The sequence below is a fragment of the Pectobacterium sp. PL64 genome (genome assembly GCF_022477975.1).
GTDB classification, from domain to species: Bacteria; Pseudomonadota; Gammaproteobacteria; order Enterobacterales; family Enterobacteriaceae; genus Pectobacterium; species Pectobacterium jejuense.
The window spans coordinates 4,391,347-4,415,277 of record NZ_CP092070.1 but is presented as its reverse complement, the minus strand read 5'-3'; the positions used below and the strand labels follow the sequence as shown (position 1 = coordinate 4,415,277).

Below are 23,931 nucleotides of genomic sequence, written 5' to 3'. Positions count from 1 at the left end.
TTTGCCTCGTATTTTCCTCTCCGTTGCTATGTACTGCGGCCCTTCGCTAATGGATGGCAGGAGGGTTTATGTGGCTCAGGATCCGCACATTTTTAATCATCATCGTCATGGGAGGCATCAGCAATTTCCCCGCCATGGCTGCCGTGTGCCCCGATTGGGATAGCACGCGTTCCAGCAAAGAAATTGATGCATTGCGTCACCAGTTAGAACAGTGGGATGACGTGTATTACACCGAAGGGAAAAGCCCGATAGAAGATGACGTTTACGATCAACTGCGGGATCAGTTAAACCAGTGGTTAGGCTGTTTTCAGCCTCAAAACGTTATTTCTGCTCGGTTACCCGATAATGGCAAGCAGCCTCACCCTGTTGCCCATACGGGACTGAAAAAATTGTCTACTCGCGGGCAACTGGTGCAATGGATCGCACCGCGGGAGGATTTATGGATTCAGCCAAAAGTTGATGGTGTGGCCGTCACGCTGGTCTATCAGCACGGTAAGCTCGTGTCTGCGGTTAGCCGGGGTAACGGCCTGCAAGGTGAAGACTGGACGGAAAAGGTGCGCCTGATTCCGGGAATTCCTCATCTATTAACCGATGCACCTTCCTCATTGGTACTACAAGGGGAGCTTTTCCTGAAGATGACCGATCATCGGCAGCGTACCCTGGGAGGTGTTAATGCCCGCTCGGTTGTGGCTGGTGAAATGCGTCGTCATCAGCCATCTCCCGTGTTGTCGCAGATGGGTCTGTTTGTCTGGGAATGGCCGGATGGCCCAAAGACGATGCCCGAACGTCTGGATAAATTGAAGGAAATGGGGTTTGCGATGACGGCGGACTATACCCATGCTATTGGGTCATTCGCCGACGCGGAGAAATGGCGTAATCACTGGTATCACAGTCCGCTGCCCTTCGTGACGGATGGTGTGGTTATCCGCCAGACTAAAGAGCCGCATGGGCGCTATTGGCGTAATACATTAGCTGACTGGGCGATCGCATGGAAATACCCACCTGTTCATCAGGTTGCGGAAGTGGCTGATGTGGTATTTTCTGTCGGGCGGACGGGTAAGATTGCTGTGGTGTTAAAACTCAATCCTCTTAAATTGGATGACAAATCAGTCAGTCGGGTGAATGTGGGCTCTCTGTCGCGTTGGAAACAGTGGGACGTGTTGCCCGGTGACCGGGTGAGCATCAGTCTGGCGGGGCAGGGGATTCCACGTTTGGATGATGTGGTATGGAGGGGTGTTGAACGGCCGGTCATCGTTTCTCCCAATGAACATGATTTCCATGCTTTTAGCTGTTTTCGGTATAGCGCGGTTTGCCAGCAGCAATTTCTGGCGCGCTTAGTTTGGTTGAGTGGTGAACAGGGATTGAATCTTGCTGGAGTGCGCGAAGGAATGTGGCTGCGCCTGATACAACATGGTTTACTAGAAGATGTGCTGTCATGGCTATCTCTGACGGAGGCACAGCTTAATGCGATCAATGGTATGGGCGATAAGCGGGCGCGAGATATTTATACGAGCTTGCAGTCGGCACGGCAGATGCCACTATCCCGCTGGTTGCTTGCGCTGGGTATTCCTGTGCCTCGATCCGCCATTAGCGCATTGGATAGTGTGGATTGGTTGGCGTTACAGCAATGAACAGCGCAACAGTGGCGGCAGTTCTCTGGTATCGGAGAACGGCGTGCGGAAGAGATTATGGCGTTCCTGAAGCACCCTATCGTGGTGGAATTAATTGCCCGATTAGATCGCGAAGGTATACATAGATAAGCGGTGGTGATTTTTCATAACAGATTGGGATCGCTCCTTTTATTTTTTCGTGGATTCATTCACATAAAAGGACAATTTTTTTCTGTTTTCTCTGCTTAATCATAAATAAAATTTACGAATTAAAATTCTAAGCCTATTTGCTGTTTTACGATATAGAAATGCCTGTGAGTCTGATTATTTCCGTTGAACTCAGGCATACGAATGTTGTCGTATAGCTTCAGATAATAAGAAAGGTTTGTTGGAGCACTTGTCATAATGAAGTTTGTAGCATCTTTTTCGCAACCCAAATTATCGTTTGTCCTGGCAGTCTATATTGGTCTTTTTCTCAATATCTCAGTATATTATCGCCGGATTGATTATTTTTCACTCTCTGCTGGTAGTCATGTTTCAACGTTTATTCCCGCTATTGTCGAATTGACCGCGAGCATCTTATTTACCTTTTTCCTGATGAGAATTATCTCACTTGGGGGACGTCGTTTTTATCGGGTTATCGCTTCTCTCCTGGTGCTGATTTCCGTTGCCGCCAGTTATTACATGACGTTTTTTAATGTTGTGATTGGCTATGGCATTATTGCGGCGGTCATGACCACGGATATTGATCTTTCTAAAGAAGTTATTGGTTTTCGTTTTTTCCTGTGGATGCTGGCGGTGAGTGCGTTGCCGCTGTTTTTGATCTGGAAGAACTCGCTGCGTCATACGCTGATCGAACAGCTTAAATCACCGGGAAAGCGTCTGGTTCCTCTTCTGGTTCTTGTCGCTGTCGTTGCGCTGGTTTGGATGCCGCTTCGCTATATGGACAATGTTCAGTCGGTGTCCGAGCGAGAATCCAATGTGGATTTGCCCAGCTATGGCGGCGTAGTGGCGCATTCGTACCTGCCTTCTAACTGGTTGTCTGCACTAGGATTATTTGCGTACACCAAGTATGACGAGAGCCAGGATTCTTCTAATCTTTTCGACCCGGCTCAGCATTTTACCTATGTCCCGCCGAAAGGCATTGACGATACCTACGTCGTTTTCATTATCGGTGAAACAACCCGTTGGGATCATATGGGGCTGCTAGGCTACGAGAGAGATACGACGCCGAAGCTATCAAAAGAAAAAAACCTGGTCGCGTTTCGTGGTCAGTCGTGTGATACCTCAACCAAGCTTTCTATGCGCTGTATGTTTGTGCGAGAAGGTGGTACGGAAGACAACCCACAGCGAACCCTGAAAGAGCAGAATATCTTTGCCGTACTGAAAGAGCTGGGCTTTACCTCCGAGCTGTTTGCGATGCAAAGTGAGGTGTGGTTTTACAATAGCATCGAGGCGAACAACTACTCTTTCCGCGAAATGATTGCGTCAGAGAAACACAATGACGGCAAGTCGGTGCAGGATATGTTGCTGGTCGACGAGGTCAAGGAATCGCTGGCACGCTACCCCAAAGGTAAGCACCTGATTGTGCTGCATACCAAAGGCTCTCACTATCTGTATTCCATGCGATATCCCCGCAGCTATGCGCGCTATCAGCCAGAATGTATGGGCGTTGATGCCTCCTGTACGCGTGAGCAGTTGATTAATGCTTTCGATAATAGCGTGCTCTATACCGATAGCTTTATTGATAGCGTGATCGATCAGGTGCGGGATAAGAAAGCAATCGTGTTTTATGCCTCCGATCACGGTGAATCGATTGATGATAACTATCATTTGCACGGCACGCCGCGTCACATGGCACCGCCTGAACAGTTCCGTTCACCGATGATGGTTTGGACATCGGATAAGTTTCTGGCTGACACCAATAATCAGCATGCGTTCGAGCAGTTGAAGACTCAGCAGCGCATTGGCAAAACACATCGCCATGAAGAGCTGTTTGACACGATTCTTGGATGTGTGGGATACACGTCGCCTGACGGCGGTATAAATCCTAAAAATAACTGGTGTCAGAAACCAGCGAATTGATATGAATCACGGACAAGGACGTCGGTTTCAGGCTGTAAATACAAGAATGGATACTTTAGCGGCAGCTGAAATCCTTTTGCTAAAAAGGTATTGACGCTCTAATAAGGTAGCAGTAATATGCGCCCGCATTCGGCGAGTAGCGCAGCTTGGTAGCGCAACTGGTTTGGGACCAGTGGGTCGGAGGTTCGAATCCTCTCTCGCCGACCAACACCCTTCCTCAGTAAATCCTTTTCAGTTTTTGTTCTGTTTCGATCATCGCCTATTCATACTATCGGGTTAAAAATAATCTCGTGTTAAGCACGATTTCGTTTAAAAAATAGTCGTCTGTAAAAATTCCCTTTATGGCTATAGAGTTTTATCTCAGTACTCTTTGGTGCCGAAAATTTCCATAACTCCTCGGTGTTCAGTTCAGAATGTTCCCAAAAAGTAGTGTTAAAACCGCACATAAATCACCATGGATAATATATATCCTATTTGTTTTTTAATGATTTAAATAAGAATTTCACCAGTTTTTTAAAAATAAGACTGACTTTACCTCGCCGTATTTAAATGTAAGTTTATGTGCGGCCAACATTTGCGAAATTTATATATTCGCTTTGTTGAAACCGTCTTTTTATTCAAACATGGAAGATGTTTCGATCATGAAAAAAACAACACTGCTGCTTTCCACTCTGATTGCTTGTGCCATGGGAATGTCTGTTGCTCAGGCAACACAAACGGTATCTTTGGGTTATGCTCAGGCGAAAGTCGATGACTTTAAAGATCCAAAAGGGATTACGGCCAAATACCATTATCAGGGCGACTCCGCACTTGGCATTATTGGTTCTTTCACTTACGTGAGTGCGGAACAAACTGAGTATTATCAGAATTCAAGCAGTGATGTTTATCAGCTGAAATACTATTCACTAATGGCTGGTCCATCTTACCGCTTTAACGAATATGTCAGCGTTTACGGCTTAGCGGGTATTGGATATGGAAAAACCAGTTGGGAAGAAGGGGATGCCTTCCGCCAATCTGGTAGTGAAAGCAAATCCAGCTTCGCCTATGGTGCCGGTATTCAAATTACACCAGTAGCAAACTGGGCGATTGATATTGGCTACGAAGGCACGAAGATTTATGAAACACGTGTAGACGGCTTTAATATTGGCGTCGGTTACCGTTTCTGATTTACCGATTATTGAATACCGGTGGACAGGTTTCTGCCGGTTATTACTGCTTTTCCCCTTCTTTGTTTTTATTCATAAAGCTCTCAATCGATTTATTGCCATTATAGTGAAGCCAGACTAGCAACGATTCATTGTCCATCGGCTTGGCATAAAGGAATCCCTGTATATATTTGACGCCGCGCCGTTGTAAATACATGAGCTGTTGTTCTGTTTCCACACCTTCCGCTACGGATTGAAGCTTGATGCGATGGCTCAAAGTAATAATGGCGTCAAGAATAGGGGCTTCTTCATCCGGCGATGAAACCGCACCGACGAATCCCTGATCTATTTTCAGGCAATCCAGCGGAAAATTTTGCAGGTAAGAAAGTGAACAGTGGCCGGTGCCGAAGTCATCAATGGCAATCATAAAGCCATCTTCACGCAACTGATGTAGGCGCTGTATGATTTCAGGGCCGTTGCTGATGAGGTTACGTTCTGTCAGTTCCAGCGTAATGCTTAATGAATGAGCGGCGACTTTCTCTGCGAAGCGGTGTACGTCTGATACGAAACTTGGGTGATGCAAATGCTCTGCTGCAACGTTGAGCCCCAGATGGAACCCCGGTTTTACCTGCCAACTGGCGATATCTGACGCCACCAGATCAAATAAATGCCGAGTGATGGGAATGATCATACTTTCTGCTTCGGCGGCAGAGATAAATACATCGGGTCTAATCCACTGGCCATCGCTGCGTCGCCAGCGCAGTAGCGTTTCTACTCCAGTACAGGCTTGTGATTCCGTGTCATAGATAGGCTGGTAATAGACGGAAAATTCGCCGTTAGCGATGCCCTTACGGATTTCTTCGCGGAAGAATAATTTACGTTTTTGCCAGTACCACATCGCCGTAGTGAAAAGCAGAGAGAGGATAATGGCCAGTGGCAGAAACGTGAAAAATGCCTGCTTCCAGTTGGTAATTTCTTGGGTGGCGGGGGCGGTAACATTGAGGGTAATCGGAAAGCGGCTCGACTTGATTTCAAGCGCAGAGGTAGAAAATAGGCTTCTGTGCGGCGTAATGGTTGGGCCCGTTTGAATCGGATGGCCGTTATCCATTTGCAGGATAAGTTGATAGCCCCGAATCTTGCTAATTGCAGTCATTAGGTCGATCAGATATTGCGCATCGACCATGGCATAAGCGCCGTAACCCGTAGGAGGCATCTGGACGAAGATCAGTGCCGGGCGTTCTTTCACGTTATCTGAACCGGCAATCGACAGGCTCCAGCGTTCAGAATAGGTCTCCGGTAGCGGCTGTTGAATGACGCGGCTGAGTGGTGTCGACGTGCTGCCAAACGTCGAAGAGCAATAGACGTCAGTATTATGGATAACGCCGATAGCGCGGAAGTAAGAAAAGACCGAGCCAAGGCGTTGCAGTTCATCGCCGATGACATCGCAGGGCTGACCATGAAAGCGCTGGAGGCGATCCACCATCTGCCATGCCTGTGTCGAAATATTCTCGGCATGATTCATTGCGATTTGCGCAGTGGATTCCAAATCGCGCTTTACCATTAATCTGGACTCAACAAAGGTGAACAATAAACCCAGCAGCAGTGGCAGCATACCTGCAACAAGTAACAGCAATATGTTGATTTTATGTTCACTACGTCTGGGGCTCATTCACATCTCCTTTCTGGCAGCAGAGGCCTATGTAGAGACGTCCTTTTCTCCGTGAATCAAAGGAGAGTGCTGAATAGAGATTATTATAGTGGTTATTTGCTGAAAGAGATTCGGCGACAATAAAGTTTGTAACCTGAATAAGCGGGGATTGGGGGGCTGTTCACTCGAGCTGAATGGTGCCCTGTGCATTACACAGGGCATCTTTCGGTCATCAGCTTCCGTTACGGGACGTGACGACTTCTTTAAATACTGGCAGCGCGGCAAACACTTTTGGCCAACCAGCAATAAAGGCCAACTGAGTAAGCGTTTCGGAAGCCTGCTCTTTGGTGAGCCCGCTATCCATTGCCCGGTTCAGGTGGTAAGGCAGTTGGGCTGACTGGCCCTCAGTGATGAGTGAGCTGACCGTAATCAGGCTACGATCTCGTGGAGCCAGCCCCGGCCGCAGCCACAGATCGCGGAAAAGGGCCTCAGTGGTGTACTTCTCCACGCCAGGTGCCAGATTGCCCAGGCTTTCTGATGCGAGCTTGACGCGTCGGGTTTCGGCAGCCTCATCAATGTGAAGCAGTGTGACGTCAGCCCCTGGAAGCTGCTCCGAGCGGATCCCCCGGCTGGCAAACACGCTGCTTGTGACCACCGCCGCTGAGGAGGCGTTAGGCCCAGCCAGCATAAAACGCCAGATGCGTAAGCAGCTCTGAAATTTCGGACGGCTTCACGCCATTATCCAGCGCCACATTCAGGTAATGAGGCAGAAGGGTGGTATTATCGCGGGTAACAAGTGCAGCGAGAGTGACCAGACTACGGTCGCGGGCTGAGAGCTGCTGTCGCTGCCAAAGTTCGCCGTCGGTCAGCTTTTGCGTATAGGCGGTCATGGCTGGCGCCGCGGTGCGAATAGCAGAATTAACGTCTGGTTGAGCAGGGAAAGTATGCTGCCCTTGTGTCGCGCAACCAGACAGGAAAAACGCGGCGGCGATCAGTGAAAGGGAGGCTTTTTTCATCACGTTATCCTTAATGTCCGTACTGCTCGTCGGAAACCTTCTCCATCCACTGAACGTTTTTCCCTTCAGCGTCGCTTTCCTGAATCGCAAGGTGCACCATTCCGGTTGTTGCGGTCGCGCCGTGCCAGTGCTTAACGCCCGGTGGGCAGAAAACCACGTCACCTGCGTTGATTACTTTTTTCTCCCCGCCCCACTGTTGAACCCAGCCGGTTCCAGAAGTGACCACCAGCGTCTGGCCTAGAGGATGGGTATGCCAGGCTGCGCGTGCGCCGGGCTCAAAGGATACGTAAGCGCCTGTCGTGCGCTGAGGTGATTGCGCTTTGATAAACAGAGGGTCAATCCAGGCTCTGCCGGTGAAATTTGCTTCTGGGGCGCGGATAAACTCCCGGCTTCCACTTTCAGAAATCGTCATCTGGGCGTCTGCCGCCAGCGCCGTTGGTACAGCAAAGGCTGAGAACAGAAATGCACCGGCTATCGAAGAGGTTTTAACATTCATCACTAACTCCGTTAGAGGGAAAAGAAATAATGGGGCGGATGTTTATGAAATTAAGTTTTGTACTACCCCAGTGATATTTAGCAGAGTTGGTATGAAAGATAATTAATGAAAATCGATAGCCTTTATGAGATTATCTCATCAATCAGGCTGATCTGTGCGAACGTTTTGGTGAGGATTGGCTTAAGTTATGACTGCATACCCTATGGGGAAGTCTGCTCGCGCAGGGCGGTAATATCTTTCTTGGCTGGAGCGCCGAACAAACGGCGGTATTCGCGGCTGAATTGAGAAGGGCTTTCATAACCCACTTTGGAAGAATGATCATCGCTGAGGCTCGCAAGGTACATTGAACCGTTTTACCCTGCTCGCCTTACATCAATTCTATATCTATCAGCCTTCTACAAAAGGTAGCGCCTGCGCACATGCCCATGCTGAACTCCACGCCCATTGGAAGTTATAGCCGCCGAGCCAGCCGGTCACATCGACCACTTCGCCGATGAAATACAACCCCGGCACCGCGCTGGCTTCCATGGTTTTTGAGGACAGCGCGCGGGTGTCAACGCCGCCGATGGTCACTTCGGCCGTGCGATAACCTTCCGTACCGTTTGGCTGCACGCGCCACTGTTGCAGACTCTGTTCAATCTGCGTTTGCTGTGCGCTGTTGAGCTGTTTCAACGTGACGTCCGGCAGTTGCCCTAACTCCTGTAGGCATTCAACCAGGCGTTTAGGTAGCCACTGTGCCAGCGTGTTTTTTAGGCTTTGGTTCGGGTGAGCGGCGCGCTCGTCATTAATAAGCTGGGTGAGATCGCGATCGGGCAGTAGATTGATGGTGACGAATTCACCCGCCTGCCAGTAGCTGGAGATCTGCAAAATAGCGGGGCCAGAGAGCCCACGGTGCGTAAACAGGATGTTTTCACGGAACGTCACGCCGTTTTCTGCGGTGACGACGGTCGGCACGGAGACGCCGGAGAGCGTTTGCAACTGTTCGAGCAGCGGCTTGTGCAGCGTAAAGGGCACCAGTGCTGCGCGAGTTGGGAGCACGTTGATACCGAACTGGGCGGCGAGCTGGTAACCGAACGGCGTCGCGCCCAGACCGGGCATCGACAGGCCGCCGCAGGCAACGACCAACGATGCGCTCTGGAATGATGTGCCGTTGTTTAGCTGGATGGTGAACCGATCGTCTGATTTCTCCACCGAGGTCACTTCACTGCGCAGGCGGAGGGTGACATTCGCTCGCTCACATTCTGTTACCAGCATGTCCACGATTTGCTGTGCGGAATCATCGCAGAATAGCTGACCGAGTGTTTTCTCGTGGTAAGCGATGCGGTGGCTGTTGACCAGGCTGATGAAATCCCATTGGGTATAACGCGCCAGTGCTGATTTACAAAAGTGAGGATTGTGAGACAGATAGGCCGCCGGCTCCGCATACATATTGGTAAAGTTGCAGCGCCCGCCCCCGGACATCAATATTTTCCGGCCAGCCTTCTTGCCGTTATCGAGCAGTAGAACACGCAGTCCGCGTTGTCCTGCCTGTGCCGCACAAAACATGCCTGCTGCACCGGCACCGATGATGACAGCGTCAAACTGTTCCACAATGCATTTCTCCGATGAGTGATTTTATCTTCTTGGATTGCCATAGGCTGATAAGCCGTAGGGCGGCAAATTGTAGTGTTGGTTTTTGTTCGATACCAGCGTAACAATTTGCATATTTTAGTAAAAATATATAATTATTTGATTTTTATTGATTAAGTGGTTTTTCCATCGATCGCCGTCACATATTAAGTCAAAAAAATGTCATATTTCGCTTTTCCCGACCCCTGCTTGTCGCCGATAATGCGCCGCGTTCATGACCACTAAATGGCCTAACGTTTATGCTACATTTATTTGCCGGTTTGGATTACTACACTGGCCTGATGTTGATATTGGCTTTGTTGTTTGTACTGATGTATGAAGCCATCAACGGTTTTCACGATACTGCGAATGCCGTTGCCACTGTTATTTATACCCGTGCCATGCGTGCCGAGTTTGCTGTTGTTATGGCGGGTGTCTTTAATTTCTTCGGTGTACTGCTGGGCGGCCTGAGCGTGGCCTATGCAATTGTTCACCTTCTCCCCACGGATTTATTGCTGAACGTGAGTTCGGCGCACGGCCTGGCCATGGTCTTTTCCATGCTGCTGGCTGCCATTATCTGGAACCTCGGTACCTGGTACTTCGGTATTCCTGCCTCCAGTTCTCACACGCTGATCGGCTCCATTATCGGTATTGGTTTAACCAACGCACTGTTGACGGATACCTCTGTCGTGGATGCGTTGAACGTGCCGAAAATGATCAGCATTTTCCTGTCGTTGCTGCTCTCGCCGATTGTGGGGATGGTAGTTGCAGGTCTGCTGGTGCTGGTGCTGCGTCGGTTCTGGAACAACAGCAAAAAACGCAAGCGCGTGCATCTGACGCCTGTCGATCGCGAAAAGCAGGACGGTAAACGTAAGCCGCCGTTTTGGACGCGTACCGCGCTGATTTTATCGGCGATTGGTGTGAGCTTCTCTCATGGTGCAAACGACGGTCAGAAAGGTATCGGCTTGATTATGCTGGTGCTGATTGGCGTCGCGCCAGCCGGGTTTATTGTCAACATGAACGCGTCTGGCTATGACATCAGCCGTACCCGTGATGCCGTTGTCAATTTGCAGGAATACTACAAGCAGCACGGCGACGCGCTGACGCATGTGATCGACCTGTCTCCGCCAGTCATTCCTACGCCAGAAAGCACGATTCCTGGCAACGGTCAGAAAGAGTTTCACTGTGACAGTTCACGCGTGATGATTGCGATTGACCGTACACAGGGCCTGCTGAATAACCTGAAAAGTTACGACCAGCTGAATCCTGACGATCGTAGCAGAGTACGTCGTTTGCTGATGTGTATCTCTGACACGATGGATCGGGTGATCAAGCTGCCAGAAACGTCGGGCGAAGATAAGCGCTACCTGAGCAACCTGCGTAAAGACATGCTACAGACGGTTGAGTACGCGCCTCTTTGGATTATCGTCGCTGTCGCATTGGCGCTGTCTCTGGGCACCATGGTGGGCTGGAAACGCGTTGCAGTGACCATCGGTGAGAAGATTGGTAAGAAAGGCATGACCTACGCACAGGGCGTTTCGGCGCAGGTGACGGCGGCCTTGTCGATTGGCGTTGCCAGCTATACCGGTATGCCAGTTTCCACCACGCACGTATTGTCTTCGGCGGTTGCCGGGACGATGATTGCGGACGGTGGTGGTGTACAGGGCAAAACGATAAGAAGTATTCTGCTTGCCTGGGTGCTGACGCTGCCTGTCTCAATGCTGATGTCCGGTACGCTGTACTGGCTGGCGTTGAAGCTGATCTAACGGCGTTAATTCATCACGCATAAAAAAACGTAGGGAACGTTTTTCAACGTCGCTTGCGACGGCCCGAAGGGTAACGGACAAGGATGTCCGTCATAAAAAAAGGCGATTCTGTGGGGAATCGCCTTTTTACTTTTTATCGACGTTCATGGTTGTCATACCAATGATGGTGTTAATAGCAATAGTTATGCTAATGCCAAAGAATTGTGTCAGTACCCGCGTTTAATACCATATTGTCATCGCAAACAGACTGATGACGATAAGGCCACACAGGGCGGTCGTAAGCAGAAACTGTCCCCGCACTCGCTCGCAACGGCGAATAAACTCAGGGTCGTGATGATCAAGATAGCGTTGCGCGTAGATATAGCGTACCAGCCGGATTTGTTTACTTGGCTGGCCGTGCGATGTAAAGAAGCCACCCCCGTCAACGTATTGGTAAAGCAGCGGGTCACAGTCACGCAAAATCAGCAGTAACACGCGTAATGAAGAGTAGTACCTCGCCATATTGATGATGCAGACGATACATAAAGCCCAGAAAAGCGCAAATGTACTAATCATGCTTCCCTCCCGGTCGTTCTATTCGTCAGATTCGATGGCCATACCTTCCCGTTGTCCACCTGTCACCGATGACAAGCGTTACTATTTATCCGCGACGCTTATCTACGACGTTTGTCTGTGACATTTTTCTACGAATAGTTATGCCACGCGCTTGCGCACGATTTTATTGTCATTTTGGATAGCCAACGGCATCACGGCTAGCCCCATTCTCGTTTTCCATCCCAGGGTGCAGCGGACAGGCTCACCGCCCCCTACTTGTAGTGTAGAAGAAGAATGTTCGTTTGTGCCAGAGAGGCAGGCGCAATCGGCATGAAGGACGATTTTCGACGAGATAATGCCCTTTCTGAAAGGAGAAGCTGCGCGATTTAACTGTGAAAAGGAGCGGTTTCTACTACACTTATCAATAGAATTAACAGGTTTGAAAACGGGTTGTGATCGACTGAACAGTCCGATAGCGCGGACGAGTGCTATCGTATAACTCTCTGTTAAGTATTAGAGCGGCAGGAGAAATATCTGCTAACCCTTAATTAGTCTTTACGGAAGGAGTCTTATTATGGCTTACAAACACATCCTTATTGCTGTTGACCTTTCTCCAGAAAGCAAAGTGTTAGTGGAAAAAGCGGTTTCAATGGCAAGGCCGTACAATGCGAAAGTGTCGTTAATCCACGTCGATGTGAACTACTCCGATCTCTACACCGGGCTGATTGACGTCAATCTGGGTGACATGCAACAGCGTATCTCCGAAGAAACCCAGAACGCGTTGGCTGAGCTGTCCCAGAACGCGGGCTACCCTATCAGCGAGACGCTGAGCGGCAGCGGCGATTTAGGGCAGGTGCTGGTTGATGCGATTAAGAAATATGATGTCGATCTCGTGCTGTGCGGTCACCATCAGGACTTCTGGAGCAAACTGATGTCTTCTGCTCGTCAGCTGATTAATACCGTACATGTCGACATGCTCATCGTGCCGCTGCGTGATGATGAAGACGAATAAAAATTAGCTTTTTTTGCATTTTTTTTCAGTGATGAAAGGCACGGCTTCTTAGCTGTGCCTTTTGTTATATAACAAAAACTTATAGCAAATTTCTCTTCTCAAATCGCCAAAAAACCCTTCCTATCCCATTGGATTATAACGTTTATCTGAAAAGAAAACGCTTGCTTAAATATCCATCGCCAGTGTTATAGTCCAGAGGACACAACATCATTTTCACCGATCCCACAAGCTTCTGCGTGTCTAAAAATAAAGAAGCAGACGGGAACTTATTCGTTCAATCAGGAGCTGTTCATGGCACAAATCGTATCTCTGGCAAGTTTTCTTGATTCTGTTCAACAACGCGATCCGCATCAGCCTGAGTTTCTACAGGCCGTTAATGAAGTCCTTTCCACTCTGTGGCCTTTTCTGGAACAGAACCCTCACTATGCGGATTACAGCCTGCTGGAACGATTGGTAGAACCAGAACGCGTGATTCAGTTCCGCGTCGCATGGACGGACGACAAAGGTCAGGTACAGGTAAACCGCGCCTGGCGTGTCCAGTTCAGCTCTGCGATCGGCCCATACAAAGGCGGCATGCGTTTCCACCCGTCCGTTAACCTGTCGATTCTGAAATTCCTCGGCTTCGAGCAGACCTTCAAAAATGCGCTGACGACGCTGCCAATGGGCGGCGGCAAAGGCGGCTCGGACTTTAACCCGAAAGGGAAAAGCCAGGGCGAAGTCATGCGCTTCTGTCAGGCACTGATGACGGAGCTGTATCGTCATCTGGGTGCGGACACAGACGTTCCGGCGGGCGACATCGGCGTGGGCGGCCGTGAAGTCGGTTTCATGACCGGCATGATGAAGAAACTGACCAACAACACCGCGTGCGTCTTCACCGGTAAAGGATTGTCGTTCGGCGGCAGTCTGATCCGTCCTGAAGCGACGGGCTATGGTCTGATCTACTTCACGGAAGCGATGCTGAAACGCCACGGTCTGGGCTTTGAAGGCATGCGTGTCGCGGTATCCGGCTCCGGTAATGTGGCGCAGTACGCGATTGAAAAAGCGATGGAACTGGGTGCACGCGTGGTTACGGCATCGGATTCTAACGGCACGGTGGTGGATGAGAACGGGTTTACCACAGAGAAACTGGCGCTGCTGGAAGAGATTAAAAACAAACGCTATGGCCGCGTGGAAGATTACGCGCGCGAAGCGAAACTGACCTACCTCGCAGGCAAAACGCCGTGGGAAGTACCGGTAGACATCGCGCTGCCGTGTGCGACGCAGAATGAGCTGGATCTGCCAGCGGCGCAGACGCTGATTGCTAACGGTGTGAAAGCCGTGGCAGAAGGTGCCAACATGCCAACCACGATCCCAGCGACCGACGCGTTCCTGGATGCAGGCGTGCTGTTTGCGCCGGGCAAAGCGGCCAACGCCGGCGGCGTGGCGACATCCGGTCTGGAAATGGCGCAGAACGCAGCACGTTTGGGCTGGAAAGCCGAGAAGGTAGATGCGCGCCTGCACCACATCATGCTGGATATTCACAATGCCTGTGTGCAGTACGGCGGTGAAAACAGCCAGACTAACTACGTGCGCGGTGCCAACGTGGCGGGCTTTGTAAAAGTGGCCGACGCGATGCTGGCGCAGGGCGTCGTGTAACACCTGCTTTACTTAAAGCGCCTGTATTCGCAGGCGCTTTGATTTCTCACTTATTTATCTAAATTTTAGCGACATTTCTTGCTGGACACCGCTTCCTGCCTTTCTTTATCTTAATCAGCATTGCGTATCGTCAGTCTTCTGGTACAACCCGTTCTCTTCAAGGCTTACACCATTGTGAAAATCAAACATCTTCCTTTCGATCAGAATCGTAATGGCTGGTCGGCAGATCTTATCGATAAACCTAATTACCCGCAGCAGCGTGGAAAAACAACGGCGGACTGGCTGGTGATCGGCGCGGGCTATGCGGGGATTGCCTTTGCACAGCGTCTGGCTGAACAGCGCCCGGATAAACACATTATCCTGCTGGATGCGGGCGAGATTGGCGACAATGCCTCCGGTCGTAATTCCGGTTTCGTTATCGATTTGCCGCACAACATCGGTAGCTCGACGGCCGAGCTGGAAAAAGCAGCGGCTTATCGTCGTCTGTTGCAGTCCGGTGTGGCGCATCTGAAAGAGAAGGTGGATCGCCATGCGATTGCGTGCGACTGGAGTGTGGCGGGGAAATATCACTGCGCCGTCAGTTCAACGTTTAACGGCCTGATCGATACCTATGTCCGTGAATTGAACGATCTGGGTGAACCCTATCAGGTGGTGGAAAAAGACGAGCTTGCTCGCCGCCTCGGCACGTCTTTCTACCATCGTGCTGTGTATACTCCCAATTGCATTCTGCTAAACCCGGCGGCGCTGGTGGTCGGGCTGGTGGCGAATTTACCGAAGAACGTGACGGTTTACGCCCATTCACCCGCGCTGAATATCGAAACCGGATCGCGCATTCGCGTGGAAACACCGTACGGCGAGATTCAGGCGGATAAGCTGATGATGGCGATTAACGGCGCGGCGCGCGGCCTGCCGCTGTTTAATGGCCGGGTGTTTGCCGTGGCGACCTTCGCGACCCTGACAGAACCGCTGAACGCGGAACAGATAGCACGCATGGGTGACATGCCGGACTGGGGGTTGACGCCGGTCAATGCGCTGGCCAGTGCGACGCTGCGCTATACGCGCGACCATCGTTTCCTAATTCGGGAGCATGTGAAATTTGCCCCGGAGCTGGTCAATAGCGCGGTAGAAACCGGACGCCACGCGCGTCGCCACGCCGCTATTTTTGCCCGGATGTTCCCGCAGTTGAGCGACGTGAAGATGGCGCATACTTGGTCAGGTTTGATTAGCGTAACCCGTAACGGTGCGCCAATTTGGGGGCAGCTAAGCGACAATGTGTACGCGTCCGCAGGCTGTAACGGGGCGGGGCTGTCGAAGCAAACTGCTGCTGGACATATTCTGGCGGATTTGGCGCTGGGTGAAGACAACCCGCTGATTGGCGATATGCAATCGCTCGGACAGGCGAACTACCTGCCGCCGCGTCCTTTCCTGGATGTAGGCGTGAACGGCTACCTGACGAGCGAACGTTGGAAAGCCCGCAGCGAGAGATAATACAGCCTGCCAATGGCAGGCTGTGCAGCGTCTTTACGATCTATCCATTATCACCGCTCGACGCACGTTGTCAGCGGTCTTGGATTCCCGCTGAGGCGTCGGTTAGTTAATGGCTGCGATAATCGTCAGCTGATCGTTCAGCCGCTGTTTGGTCAACGCGTTGGTGGCGCTGTCGCGCTGTTGCGTCAATTCCGCCACGCGTTTCTCCCTCTGCGCAGCATCCGGCAGCAATAATGCTTTCACGTTGATGGATTGCACGTTGCTGTAGCGGCCATCATCTGAGGTCGGTACGCTGATTTTTCCGCTGTTGAGCAGCGATTCGACGATGTGGCGTTCGCGCTCATTGCCCTGCAATCCCGCCAGCTTCCAGCGCTGCGGTACTGTACCTTCGTATTGGCCTTTTTTCACTTCGGTCAGATAACGGATGGTCAGGTTACGAATCGTGCCCGCCTCTTCGCCATATTCCGCTTTGGTGTCCGACAGCACCGGGAACTGCATGCCTTCTAGCACGCCGCCTTTCTGCGTCAGGTGGCCCATGCGGTAGCTGTTCATGCCCAGACGAATCGGCGTGTCGTCGGTAACCGGCGTGCCGTTATTCATTTTCAGGTCGGTGATGCGCTGCCCAGCGGGTTTCGTCAGGTCGATGGTGTACGTGACGCCGTCGAAGAAATCATTGGTGGAATACTTGGACGCGCGGCGCTGCGGATTAAAGCTGTAAGTCACATCGCCGTCCTGTAGCTGGTTGAAGTAACCCGCTGACCATTCCATGTATTTCTTCAGTTCTTTACCGGTGAGCTGATAAACCGTGATCTCACCGCCAGCATATTGATAGTTAAAGGCAATGTCCTTCGCGGCGATGGTGCCGACGTTCAGCTTTGGCCGGTCGTTATCAATTTGCAGCGCGATAACCTGCGCTTTAGGGGCGTAATAGCGGCTGGCTTCCTGGAACAGGGCGCTGATGCCTGTGTCCTGCACGTGTACCTGAGGAATGCCTTTCACGATATCTTGCGGCACCAGATCGTGCCCAAGAAGCTGGGCAATCGGACGGTTAGCGTTGGCGCGCAGAGTATTATGATAAGGCTCGTAGATGTCTTCCATCTTGCGGTCAGAATCCACGTCCTTGATCGAATAGGTATAGCTGTCTTTGTTGATCAGCACGTACTTGCCGTTCTGCTGCTCAAACTGCAAATCGATGCGCGACAGTGCGCGGCCATATCTGTCCGGTTCGGTGACGATCACGCCATTAATCACCTCTTTATCCACTTTTACGTGCATATGACCCGCGACGATGGCGGCTAATTCAGGATTCGCGCGAGCGATATCACCGACGCCAGTGCCCGGTCGCTGGTTTTCGTTATCGATTCCCATATGGGCGACCAGCACGATGGCATCCACTTTGCCGTGGAGTTGCTGGATAACGGTTTTTACCGCCCCGACGGGATCGGTAAAGTTCAGCCCTTTCACGCGGTCAGTGCCTTTGGCGAATTCTGCGGTCATCGGCGTATCCATACCGATGATGCCAATCTTCACGCCCTGCCGTTCGACAATTTTATAGGCGGGTAAGTAAGGTTTACCGCTTTCCCAAAAAATGTTGCCTGCCAGCGCGGTGCCTTTGAACTGGTCAAGCGAGGTGGAAAGCACGTTCAGGCCGAAATCGAACTCGTGGTTGCCCAGCACCCAGACATCATAATCCAGGGCGTTAAAACCGAGGATCATCGGGCTGGTTTTGTCATTTTTGAAGGTTTCGACAAAGTTGCCCTGAATGGTGTCGCCCGCATCAACCAGAATCACATTCGGCTGCTGTGCGCGAATCTTATGCACCTGTGTAGCGATCTGGCTCAGGCTGCCCGCCATGTTGGCGGTGTCAGTGGCGTAATCCCAGGGAACAAAGGTGCCATGCAGATCGGATGTCCCCAGAATCGTAATATTGACGGGTTCTTGAGCGGCCATAGCAGAAGTACTCAAACAAAGCAGAAGTGACAGAAGCGTTTTTTTCATTATGTCATCTTAGTGTCATAAACGGTGATAGTGCGGAATTATGCGATTTGCTTCTCATTAGTGCCACAGACTTTGCAAAAGCAGCGTAGGAAATGCGAAGCAGGGTAAGTTTTTAGTCGCCGATACGCTTAGCGTCGCGGCGATGAGATTTTTCAGGCGGGAAGATAGAAATCAAAACGGTGGCTTTTGGTTTCCAGCATGGATTGTGCTGGTACGCCCGCCAGCGGCGGCGCATAGTCTGGTCGTTTCACCACGACGCGTTTTTTCGCCAGCGCGCGGGCGGGTTCCAGCAGCGCATCGGCATCGTCATCCGCCCCCACCAGCGACTGAAACACGCGCATTTCTTTTTTCACCAGCGCGCTCTTTTGTTTGTGCGGAAACATCGGATCGAGATAAACCACATCCGGCGGCGGTGTGATATCACGCAGCGCGGTCATACTCGACGCGTGCAGCAGCGTCAGCCGCTCCCGTAGCCACGGGCCAATTTCTGCGTCCTGATAGCCACGTTGTAACCCGTCGTCCAGCAGCGCCGCAACCACCGGATTGCGCTCCACCATGCGTACGTGGCAGCCTAATGCGGCCAGCACAAAAGCATCGCGGCCTAGCCCAGCGGTCGCATCCACGACATCCGGCAGGTAATCTTTTTTGATCCCAACAGCTTTGGCAACGGCCTCGCCGCGTCCACCGCCAAAGCGGCGACGGTGCGCCATCGCCCCACCAACGAAATCCACGAAAATAGCGCCAAGCTTGGGTTCGTCCTGCTTACGCAGTTCCAGACGTTCCGCAGTCAGCACCAGTGCCATTATCGCGTTGGTATCGGAAACCAGCCCCCAGCGTGCAGCCAGAGAAGATAAGGCGCCACTATCGGCGCCTTCTTCTGCGATTAAGCAGATGCTCATCCTTTGATGCCGTAATGCGCGAGCATGGCATCCAACTGCGGTTCACGGCCACGGAAGCGTTTGAACAGCTCCATTGGCTCTTCGGAACCGCCGCGGGTCAGGATGTTATCCAGGAATGACTGACCGGTTTCACGGTTGAAGATACCTTCTTCCTCGAAGCGAGAGTAAGCATCCGCCGCCAGGACGTCGGCCCACAGATAGCTGTAGTAGCCTGCGGCATAACCGCCAGCGAAGATGTGGCTGAACGCGTGCGGGAAGCGGCCCCAGCTTGGGCTTGGCACCACGGCCACCTGCGCTTTGATTTCGGCCAGCGTCGGCAGAATCTGCGCGCCTTTAGCAGGATCAAACTCGGCATGCAGACGGAAATCGAACAGTCCGAATTCCAGCTGACGCAGAATGAATAGCGCAGCCTGATAGTTCTTCGCCGCCAGCATTTTATCCAGCAATTCCTGCGGTAGCGGTTCACCAGTTTCGTGGTGGCCGGAGATAAAGGCCAGCGCTTCCGGTTCCCAGCACCAGTTTTCCATGAACTGGCTCGGCAGTTCGACCGCATCCCACGGTACGCCGTTGATGCCCGCGACACCGGCGGTATCGATCTGGGTCAACATGTGGTGCAGGCCGTGACCGAATTCGTGGAACAGCGTAGTGACTTCGTCGTGAGTAAACAGCGCTGGTTTGCCGTTGACCGGACGGTTGAAGTTACAGACCAGATAGGCGACCGGTTTTTGCAGTTCGCCATTGCCTTTACGCAGTTTACCCGCGCAGTCGTCCATCCAGGCTCCGCCGCGCTTGTGTTCACGGGCGTACAAATCGAGGTAGAAGCTGCCGCGCAGTTCACCGCTTTCATCGAACAGATCGAAGAAGCGAACGTCCGGGTGCCAGACATCAACGTCTTTGCGCTCTTTGGCGGTGATGCCGTAGATGCGTTTGACCACTTCGAACAGGCCGTTCACCGCGCGTTCTTCCGGGAAGTACGGGCGAAGCTGCTCGTCGCTGATGGAATACAGATGTTGCTTCTGCTGTTCGCTGTAGTAGGTGATATCCCAGGCCTGCAATTCATCCACGCCGTAGTGTTCTTTGGCGAAGGCACGCAGCTGCGCGAGTTCTTCTTCAGCCTGTGGACGGGCGCGTTTAGCCAGATCGGTCAGGAAATCGAGCACCTGCTGCGGGTTTTCCGCCATTTTGGTCGCCAGCGACTTGTGCGCATAGCTGTCGAAGCCCAGCAGCTGTGCCAGCTCGTGACGCAGTGCCAGCTCTTCTGCCATCACCTCACTGTTGTCCCACTTGCCCGCGTTCGGCCCCTGATCGGACGCGCGGGTGCCGTAGGCGCGGTACATCTCTTCACGCAGCGCCTGATTGGTGCAGTAGGTCATCACTGGCAGGTAGCTTGGGATATCCAGCGTCAGCAGCCAGCCGTCTTGTTCTTTGGCTTCAGCCTGCGCTTTGGCCGCTGCCAGCGCGCTTTCCGGCATGCCATCCAGCTCGGCGACATCGGTAATCAGCTTGCTCCAGCCCATAGTGGCATCCAGCACGTTGTTGCTGTATTGCGAACCGAGTTCGGACAGACGAGCGGAGATTTCGCCGTAGCGTTTCTGTTTTTCCGGCGACAGACCGATACCGGACAGCTCAAAATCACGCAGCGCGTTATCAACGGATTTCTTCTGCGCCACGCTCAGTGCGGCGTAGTGCTCGCCGTCGCGCAGGCTGCGATAAGCTTGATAGAGGCCGGCATGTTGGCCGACCCAGGTGCTGTGTTCGGACAGCAGCGGCAGACATTCTTCATAAACCGCCCGCAGTTCTGGGCTGTTCTTCACCGCGTTCAGGTGGCTGATGGGTGAGAAGATGCGGCCAAGACGATCGTCACTGTCTGCCAGCGGTTGGCACAGATTGTCCCATGTAAACGGCCCCGCTTGCGCCACCACGCGTTCTACCGTCTCGCGGCATTCATCCAGTGCGGACTTCACCGCAGGGACAATATCTTCCGTTTTGATGCTGGAGAATGGGGGCAGGGTAAATGAGGTCAGTAATGGATTCGTCATGGTGCCGTCCTGATAATTGTGGGTGATCTCGTTGCCGGTAAGTGAAATCCGTTGCAGAGAGAAACCGGCAAGGCGGATATCTATTGCGGATTAATCACTAAGATGAGGTCAAGCGCCGTGAAAATCAATGGCGGAGGGGATGCCGTTCGTGACCGAAGGTGCGTTTTTCGGTGATGGAGAAGCCCCGTTGATCGCCAGAACACGTCTGCTTACATCGCATTGAAGAGGTTTTCCTGAAAATTTTTGCACTTTTTCTGCCCGATTTGATTTTTCGCGTGACCTACCTGATGTGTCTTTTTTTTCAATACTTCAGGGGAATGACAATGGCGATAAATAATCATAATGGCGGGCGCATCGCGCACAAACCCGCCTTGACGGTGGCTCGGGCAGTGCATCTGGCACTGTCTGGCGTGTTGATCTTGAGTACCGGAACGGTCGGCTCGGCGCTGGCGGCGGAAACGGCTGCTACTGCCGCAGCACCGACAGTGACGTTTTCCATTCCGGCAGGGCCGCTCGGATCCACGCTGCAGGCCGTCGCCAGCCGCGCCAATGTCATTCTCACGTTTTCTCCCGATCAAACACAGAATAAAACCAGCGGGAGCATACAGGGAACCTACACCGTTCAGGCCGCGTTTGCGGCTGCACTGGCAGGAACAGGGCTGAGTGCAGTCCAGACGGCCACGGGCTATCGGCTGGAATCCGCGCTTGCCACCGAAGGAAGCGACGGCAGCCTGATGATCCCGACGCTCTCGGTCGTTGGCGGCACATCGGACAGCGCCGCCGCCGGACGTTCCGTGCTACGTCAGGCCGATGTTGACCGCGTACAGGCCGATAATATTGCCAGCCTGCTCGATAAACTCCCCGGCGTGTCGATGGCGGGTTCTCCCCGCCCTGGTGGGCAGAGCCTGAATATCTGGGGCATGGGCGATATGGAAGACGTCAAAGTCGTGCTGGACGGTGCGCCAAAAGGCTTTGAGAAATACCGGCAGGGCTCGGTATTTATTGAGCCTGAGCTGATTAAACGTATTGATGTCGATAAAGGGCCGCATGATATTCGCAGCGGCAACGGCGGCTTCGGCGGCACCATTCACGTTGATACCAAAGACGCCAGCGATCTGCTGATGCCGGGAGAAAATTTCGGTGGGATGGTCAAATACAGCTATCACACCAACGATCGACAAAATATCTACAGCGGCGCGCTGTATGGCCGCACGGAAGAGGGAATGGCTGATGGCCTGCTCTATATGAGCAAACGTGATGGCGACAACATCGAACGCCCTGACGGTACGCGCTTTGCCTACTCGACCAGCGATATGGCGTCCTACTTACTGAAGACCAACATCTATCTGACGGATGCTCAGACGCTGACGCTTTCCGCCATGCGCTCCGAATCTGACGGCTGGCAGCCGTTTGCTGCTAAGCGTGATGACATGACCGCCCCCTCACAAAGGGATATTGATCGCTATGGCTGGGAAGAAGCCTGGCTGCGCAAACTGGTTTATCGTGATCAGATCGATAAGAACTACTCGCTGAAATGGAATATCGCACCGGAGGATAAACCATGGCTGAATCTGACGGCGTCATTTGCCACGTCAAAAACTGAACAGCACGACAGACGTTCCGATACGGCAGCGCAAGACAGTTTCCTGGGAACACTAGGGAATGAAAGCTGGATTAACTATAAAGATCAGCTCGCGGAAGTCAGTAATGAAAGCCGTTTCAGCACTGGTCCGTTCGACCATACTGTGCTGGTCGGGATGCGCTGGCACCAGCATAAGCGTAATACGCTGATGTATTACCCGTCAGGTAAGAATAGCGCCGAGTATAACTACGGCTATTTCCAGCCTCACTACATGCCGTCAGGCGAGCAGGAAACCCGCAGTCTGTATGTGCAAGACGCCGTGACGCTGGGTAGCGTGACGATTACGCCGGGTGTCCGCTATGACCACGTGACGAACACTGCCCAACCCAACATTGCCCCTCGTTATAACAGCAGCAACCCGGCTGCTGGGCATGACTACAGCAGCGTGACCTACACGGGTTGGTCGCCGCGTATTGGCGCACTCTGGAAGGCGACGGACAATCTTTCGCTGTTTGCCGATGCTAGCCGTACCTGGCGCGCGCCCGTCATCGATGAACAGTATGAAGTGCAGTCTGCCGCGTCCAGCGTGCCGGGAACCAGCCGTAATCTGGACGTGGAAAGCATTAAAGCGTTTCGTCTGGGCGCGATTCTGGACTTCAACAACCTGATGCTGGAAGAGGACAGTCTGCAAATCCGTACCACGCTATTCCGTAACCGCGGTAAAAACGAAATTTTCAAACGTACCGGTGTGTATTGCGAGGCGTCTTCCCAGACGGGCAGCAATTCCTCCTGTGCTGGGCCGCTGTCGGTTTATCGCAACCTGCCGGGATATACCATCGAAGGGGTTGAGATTGAATCCTTCTACGACAGCCGCTGGCTGTTTGGCAGCCTGTCCTTCTCCTCGATTCGTGGCGAACGTGATGCGTCACCGCGCAACCCGTGGGGCAATAGAACCTGGGTTGCCGAAATCCCACCAACGACAGCACACGCCACGCTGGGCACCAAAATTCCGAGTCTGGATATGGCGGTAGGCTGGACGGGCGATTTTGTGCGTAAGCAGGATCGTTCACCTACTGACGGCGATCCGCTGGCTTCTGGCTGGGCGTTACCGAAGACGAAGGGATACGTACTGCATGGTCTGTTTGCCAGCTGGCAGCCGCAGGCGATAAAAGGATTTGAAGCACGTGTGACGGTTGATAACCTGCTGAATACTGACTACTACCCGTATCTGGGCGAATCCGTATCCGGCGTAGGACGTAACGTAAAAATCAGCGTGTTACAGCGTTTCTAATCGCGGTACTCGGGGCGGTTAAGATCGCCGCCCCGTTAGCGGGTGATGTTGCATGGGCGTAATGCAAATTCAGCAAATT

General features: G+C 52.4%; 16 protein-coding genes, 1 tRNA gene and 2 pseudogenes. 9 read left to right on the top strand and 10 right to left on the bottom strand.

The features are described 5' to 3' along the window. The first annotated feature begins 68 nt into the window (after positions 1-68). The 4 genes and pseudogenes from ligB (at position 69) to HP572_RS19840 (ending at position 4,861) form a co-directional block, all read left to right on the top strand. Positions 69-1,760 (top strand): annotated as a pseudogene (ligB, locus tag HP572_RS19855) (NAD-dependent DNA ligase LigB). Between the two features lie 255 nt (positions 1,761-2,015). Continuing rightward, positions 2,016-3,695, top strand: coding sequence for a kdo(2)-lipid A phosphoethanolamine 7''-transferase (eptB, locus tag HP572_RS19850; protein ID WP_240584122.1), 1,680 nt, complete (start codon positions 2,016-2,018; stop codon positions 3,693-3,695). A 130-nt stretch (positions 3,696-3,825) separates the two neighbouring features. After that, positions 3,826-3,902 (top strand) — tRNA-Pro (locus HP572_RS19845). Positions 3,903-4,336: 434 nt separating this feature from the next. Continuing rightward, positions 4,337-4,861 carry an Ail/Lom family outer membrane beta-barrel protein gene (locus HP572_RS19840; RefSeq protein ID WP_240584121.1) on the top strand — a complete coding sequence of 175 codons (525 nt, stop codon included), beginning with the start codon at positions 4,337-4,339 and terminating at the stop codon, positions 4,859-4,861. Positions 4,862-4,904: 43 nt separating this feature from the next. On the opposite strand, the gene HP572_RS19835 is transcribed toward HP572_RS19840, so the two are convergent. The 6 genes and pseudogenes from HP572_RS19835 to HP572_RS19810 form a co-directional block, all read right to left on the bottom strand. Next, a complete protein-coding gene (locus tag HP572_RS19835; protein ID WP_205551885.1) occupies positions 4,905-6,509 on the bottom strand; it encodes an EAL domain-containing protein in 1,605 nt (534 codons plus the stop codon). A 211-nt stretch (positions 6,510-6,720) separates the two neighbouring features. Continuing rightward, positions 6,721-7,176 carry a carboxymuconolactone decarboxylase family protein gene (locus tag HP572_RS19830; protein ID WP_240584120.1) on the bottom strand — a complete coding sequence of 152 codons (456 nt, stop codon included), beginning with the start codon at positions 7,174-7,176 and terminating at the stop codon, positions 6,721-6,723. Beyond that, positions 7,160-7,504: a carboxymuconolactone decarboxylase family protein gene (locus tag HP572_RS19825; protein WP_240584119.1), complete on the bottom strand. Its 345-nt coding sequence runs from the start codon at positions 7,502-7,504 to the stop codon at positions 7,160-7,162. The genes HP572_RS19830 and HP572_RS19825 overlap by 17 nt, the downstream gene beginning before the upstream one ends. 10 nt (positions 7,505-7,514) lie before the next feature. Next, positions 7,515-8,000: a cupin domain-containing protein gene (locus HP572_RS19820; protein ID WP_240584118.1), complete on the bottom strand. Its 486-nt coding sequence runs from the start codon at positions 7,998-8,000 to the stop codon at positions 7,515-7,517. Positions 8,001-8,200: 200 nt separating this feature from the next. Beyond that, a pseudogene (locus HP572_RS19815) lies at positions 8,201-8,308 on the bottom strand (AraC family transcriptional regulator); the annotation flags it as partial. Positions 8,309-8,387: 79 nt separating this feature from the next. Then, positions 8,388-9,590 carry an NAD(P)/FAD-dependent oxidoreductase gene (locus tag HP572_RS19810; protein WP_240584117.1) on the bottom strand — a complete coding sequence of 401 codons (1,203 nt, stop codon included), beginning with the start codon at positions 9,588-9,590 and terminating at the stop codon, positions 8,388-8,390. Between the two features lie 278 nt (positions 9,591-9,868). Between HP572_RS19810 and pitA the strand changes: the two genes are divergently transcribed. Beyond that, entirely contained in the window at positions 9,869-11,374 is a 1,506-nt protein-coding gene (gene pitA, locus HP572_RS19805) for an inorganic phosphate transporter PitA (protein ID WP_039550184.1), read from the top strand. 219 nt (positions 11,375-11,593) lie between these two features. On the opposite strand, the gene uspB is transcribed toward pitA, so the two are convergent. Next, positions 11,594-11,929 (bottom strand): universal stress protein UspB, encoded by a 336-nt coding sequence (gene uspB, locus HP572_RS19800; protein WP_010281678.1) that lies wholly within the window; start codon positions 11,927-11,929, stop codon positions 11,594-11,596. Between the two features lie 553 nt (positions 11,930-12,482). Between uspB and uspA the strand changes: the two genes are divergently transcribed. From uspA to HP572_RS19785, 3 genes are all read left to right on the top strand, one after another. Next, positions 12,483-12,920 (top strand): universal stress protein UspA, encoded by a 438-nt coding sequence (gene uspA / locus HP572_RS19795; protein WP_014913652.1) that lies wholly within the window; start codon positions 12,483-12,485, stop codon positions 12,918-12,920. A 291-nt stretch (positions 12,921-13,211) separates the two neighbouring features. Beyond that, entirely contained in the window at positions 13,212-14,555 is a 1,344-nt protein-coding gene (gene gdhA, locus HP572_RS19790; protein ID WP_240584116.1) for an NADP-specific glutamate dehydrogenase, read from the top strand. Positions 14,556-14,729: 174 nt separating this feature from the next. Then, on the top strand, positions 14,730-16,043 hold the full coding sequence (locus tag HP572_RS19785) for an FAD-binding oxidoreductase (protein ID WP_240584115.1): 1,314 nt from the start codon (positions 14,730-14,732) through the stop codon (positions 16,041-16,043). 102 nt (positions 16,044-16,145) lie between these two features. Here the strand turns inward: HP572_RS19785 and HP572_RS19780 are convergent, their stop codons facing one another. From HP572_RS19780 to prlC, 3 genes are all read right to left on the bottom strand, one after another. Next, positions 16,146-18,041, bottom strand: coding sequence for a bifunctional UDP-sugar hydrolase/5'-nucleotidase (locus tag HP572_RS19780; protein WP_240584114.1), 1,896 nt, complete (start codon positions 18,039-18,041; stop codon positions 16,146-16,148). 152 nt (positions 18,042-18,193) lie between these two features. Then, positions 18,194-18,940, bottom strand: a complete 747-nt coding sequence (gene rsmJ / locus HP572_RS19775; RefSeq protein WP_240584113.1) for a 16S rRNA (guanine(1516)-N(2))-methyltransferase RsmJ — start codon at positions 18,938-18,940, stop codon at positions 18,194-18,196. Beyond that, positions 18,937-20,979, bottom strand: a complete 2,043-nt coding sequence (prlC, locus tag HP572_RS19770; protein WP_240584112.1) for an oligopeptidase A — start codon at positions 20,977-20,979, stop codon at positions 18,937-18,939. Before prlC ends, rsmJ begins: the two co-directional genes overlap by 4 nt. A 323-nt stretch (positions 20,980-21,302) precedes the next feature. Here prlC and HP572_RS19765 point away from each other — a divergent pair, with 323 nt between their 5' ends. After that, positions 21,303-23,852 carry a TonB-dependent hemoglobin/transferrin/lactoferrin family receptor gene (locus HP572_RS19765; RefSeq protein WP_240584111.1) on the top strand — a complete coding sequence of 850 codons (2,550 nt, stop codon included), beginning with the start codon at positions 21,303-21,305 and terminating at the stop codon, positions 23,850-23,852. Positions 23,853-23,931 lie beyond the last annotated feature (79 nt).

Excerpts from the sequence above, each read along its gene's own strand:
- HP572_RS19820 (WP_240584118.1), bottom strand. The coding sequence starts at position 8,000 with ATGAATGTTAAAACCTCTTCGATAGCCGGTGCATTTCTGTTCTCAGCC.
- uspA (WP_014913652.1), top strand. The coding sequence starts at position 12,483 with ATGGCTTACAAACACATCCTTATTGCTGTTGACCTTTCTCCAGAAAGC.
- HP572_RS19830 (WP_240584120.1), bottom strand. The coding sequence starts at position 7,176 with ATGCTGGCTGGGCCTAACGCCTCCTCAGCGGCGGTGGTCACAAGCAGC.
- HP572_RS19780 (WP_240584114.1), bottom strand. The coding sequence starts at position 18,041 with ATGAAAAAAACGCTTCTGTCACTTCTGCTTTGTTTGAGTACTTCTGCT.
- eptB (WP_240584122.1), top strand. The coding sequence starts at position 2,016 with ATGAAGTTTGTAGCATCTTTTTCGCAACCCAAATTATCGTTTGTCCTG.
- uspB (WP_010281678.1), bottom strand. The coding sequence starts at position 11,929 with ATGATTAGTACATTTGCGCTTTTCTGGGCTTTATGTATCGTCTGCATC.
- gdhA (WP_240584116.1), top strand. The coding sequence starts at position 13,212 with ATGGCACAAATCGTATCTCTGGCAAGTTTTCTTGATTCTGTTCAACAA.
- prlC (WP_240584112.1), bottom strand. The coding sequence starts at position 20,979 with ATGACGAATCCATTACTGACCTCATTTACCCTGCCCCCATTCTCCAGC.
- HP572_RS19765 (WP_240584111.1), top strand. The coding sequence starts at position 21,303 with ATGGCGATAAATAATCATAATGGCGGGCGCATCGCGCACAAACCCGCC.
- HP572_RS19840 (WP_240584121.1), top strand. The coding sequence starts at position 4,337 with ATGAAAAAAACAACACTGCTGCTTTCCACTCTGATTGCTTGTGCCATG.
- HP572_RS19825 (WP_240584119.1), bottom strand. The coding sequence starts at position 7,504 with ATGAAAAAAGCCTCCCTTTCACTGATCGCCGCCGCGTTTTTCCTGTCT.
- HP572_RS19835 (WP_205551885.1), bottom strand. The coding sequence starts at position 6,509 with ATGAGCCCCAGACGTAGTGAACATAAAATCAACATATTGCTGTTACTT.
- rsmJ (WP_240584113.1), bottom strand. The coding sequence starts at position 18,940 with ATGAGCATCTGCTTAATCGCAGAAGAAGGCGCCGATAGTGGCGCCTTA.
- pitA (WP_039550184.1), top strand. The coding sequence starts at position 9,869 with ATGCTACATTTATTTGCCGGTTTGGATTACTACACTGGCCTGATGTTG.